This window comes from Paludisphaera rhizosphaerae (assembly GCF_011065895.1).
Taxonomy (GTDB): Bacteria; Planctomycetota; Planctomycetia; order Isosphaerales; family Isosphaeraceae; genus Paludisphaera; species Paludisphaera rhizosphaerae.
In genome coordinates, this window is the sequence record NZ_JAALCR010000074.1 from 1 (window position 1) to 2,278 (window position 2,278).

1 protein-coding gene and 1 pseudogene are annotated in these 2,278 nt (G+C 65.4%); one reads left to right on the forward strand and one right to left on the reverse strand.

Annotated elements, in window-relative coordinates; translation table 11 throughout:
* Positions 1-71: 71 nt before the first annotated feature.
* Positions 72-1,328 (reverse strand): acyltransferase family protein, encoded by a 1,257-nt coding sequence (locus G5C50_RS31975; protein WP_165076132.1) that lies wholly within the window; start codon positions 1,326-1,328, stop codon positions 72-74.
* Positions 1,329-1,597: 269 nt separating this feature from the next.
* Here G5C50_RS31975 and G5C50_RS31980 point away from each other — a divergent pair.
* Positions 1,598-2,278, forward strand: a pseudogene (locus tag G5C50_RS31980) (hypothetical protein); the annotation flags it as partial.

Genomic DNA, 2,278 nt, shown 5'->3' on the forward strand with positions numbered 1-2,278 from the left:
GGATGTCCACGGCGATCGGGGCGCCCACAAGGGACGCCCCTACGAATTCGGTCGATCGTCTCGTTGATACGTCAGGTGCTCGCCGGTTCCACGGCCGGCGGCACCTCCTGATCGGCGACGCCCGGATCGTCATCTTCTACGACGGCCGGTTCGGGAACCGGAGAGTTCGGCGAGCGGGATGGGAAGTATCGCTCGCGCCACGTCAGCGCCGGCTTCTCGATGAGCCTCCCCATCAGGACTCCGACGCTGATCGCGGCCGTCAGGTAGACGAGGAGTCGGAGATCCGAGGGAAATCCGTCGAACCACCGCTCGGCGGGGCCGCTGTTCATCAGGCTGACGATCTCCATGTGCCAAAGGTAGATCGAATAGCTCCAGAATCCGACCCAGGCCAACACCCGCGCCGGTCGGGTAGCCAATGCCCTGCCCAACAAGCCGTGGCCTGGCTCACTGGAGACGAACGTCAGCAGGATGCAGCCGTAGCCCAGGCTCAGCATCAGGTAGCCGAACGTCTTCACGAAGCCCGAGTCCAGCGGGACGAAGAACATCGGCGCGATCAGCAGCAGGCCGGCAACGCCGACCAGCGGCCGCCATCGGCCGATCGCGGCGAGGAACCCCGGGCGGGTCTGAGCCAGGAAGGCGAGCAGCACCCCGAAGAAGAGGGCGTCGATCCGCTTGTGCGTCACCTGGTAGTCCCACGTCCAGTTCATCGGCTGGTGGAACGACCGCAGGCGGATCGCCAGGCAGACGACCAGCAGGGCGATCGAGACGACCGGCAGGATCGTCCGCCAACGCTTGCCGCTGAAGACCAGCAGCAGCGGCAGGAGCAGGTAGAAATGCTCCTCAACGGCCAGCGTCCAGGTATGCGTCCCCGGTCCAAAAACGAGCGCGGGGGGCTTGCTGAACGAGGCGTAGCTCTGCAGGTAGACGAACTTCTTGGCATGCACCATGAGCGCCGTCAATTGCCCACGCGGCACCGTGCGATCGACGTAGACGAGGGCGGTCAGCACGACCAGATACGCCAGGTAGAGGTAGTAGCTCGGCCAGATCTTCAGGCCGCGGCGAATCCAGAAGCGCTTCAGGTCGATCTCGCCTCGCGCCCGCAACTCGGAGATGAGCAGGCCCCCGACCAGGAAGCCCGAGAGCACGAAGAACAGGTCGACCCCCGACCAGTATCCGACCTCGAAGGGCGCGACGAGCGACCGGATCAGGCTGAACGATTTCGTCCCATCGTGGGGAACGTGGTTCAGCATGACCATCAGCACCGCGATCCCGCGCAAGACGTCCAGTTGGATGAGTCGGCGTCCCTGGGGCCGGGCGGGCTCGTTCATGCTCGTCGTCGCGATGATCCACCTCGAGGAAACGAAGGCAGGCAACGACCCACCGCGAACCGTTCAGCCTGACGGCCGGGCGCGGACCCAGGACGTGTTCGAAGGAGAGAGACTCATGGTACCGCGACGATCCCAGGGAATGTAGCTACGAAGGTCGACCCCGTCGCGCCTTCCCCAACAAGTCGCAAAGTCTCCGAACAGGAAAGGGCGTCCGGGGCCATAGTCCATGTAGACTGCCCCCCTGCGCACCCACCGAGGAGACTCCCGCCATGCCCCCCACCGAGGCTCAAATCCGCGCCAATCGTGAGAACGCACAGAAGTCCACCGGGCCCAAATCCGAGGCCGGCAAGGCGAAGGCTCGGATGAACGCGTTGAAGCATGGGATGCGGTCGAAATCGCCCGTCGTCCTGCCGCAGGAGGATCCGGCGGAGTTGGAGGCCAGAATTCGCGGCTGGATTGAGGAGTGGCAGCCGGCGAACGTGATCGAGCAGGCCTTGGTCGAACGGGCGGCGAAGGCTTCGTGGGCGCTGGAGCGGGCGGAGCGGTTCGAGGCGGCGTTGATTGCGCGGCAGGTGCGCAAGGCCATGTTGCGGTCGCGGGCTCGGGTGAAAGCGAAGGTCGGGCTGCTGGGGCGGAGGCTGTTCGCGACGGGGAATCGTGGGCCGCTGGAGGGGGTGAACGACGACCCGGCGGCCTTCGCGGCGGCGCTGGAGGATTCGCCGGAGGGCGTGCGGTGGTTGCTCGAACGTTGGGGGGAGATGCGCGATCTTATCGACGGCGATCACACCTGGACGTATACCGATCAATTCATGTTCGTCCGGCTGCTGGGTAAGCATCCGTTCGACGCGGTGGTCGACCGCGAGTTGAACGCGATCTTCCTGGCGTGGGAGGCGTTGGAAGAAGGCCGGGGCGTGGAGTTCTGGGGGCACTTGCATCTCGGGTCGTCGAGG

Coding starts and splice junctions, on each gene's coding strand:
- G5C50_RS31975 (WP_165076132.1), bottom strand. CDS start 1,328: ATGAACGAGCCCGCCCGGCCCCAGGGACGCCGACTCATCCAACTGGAC.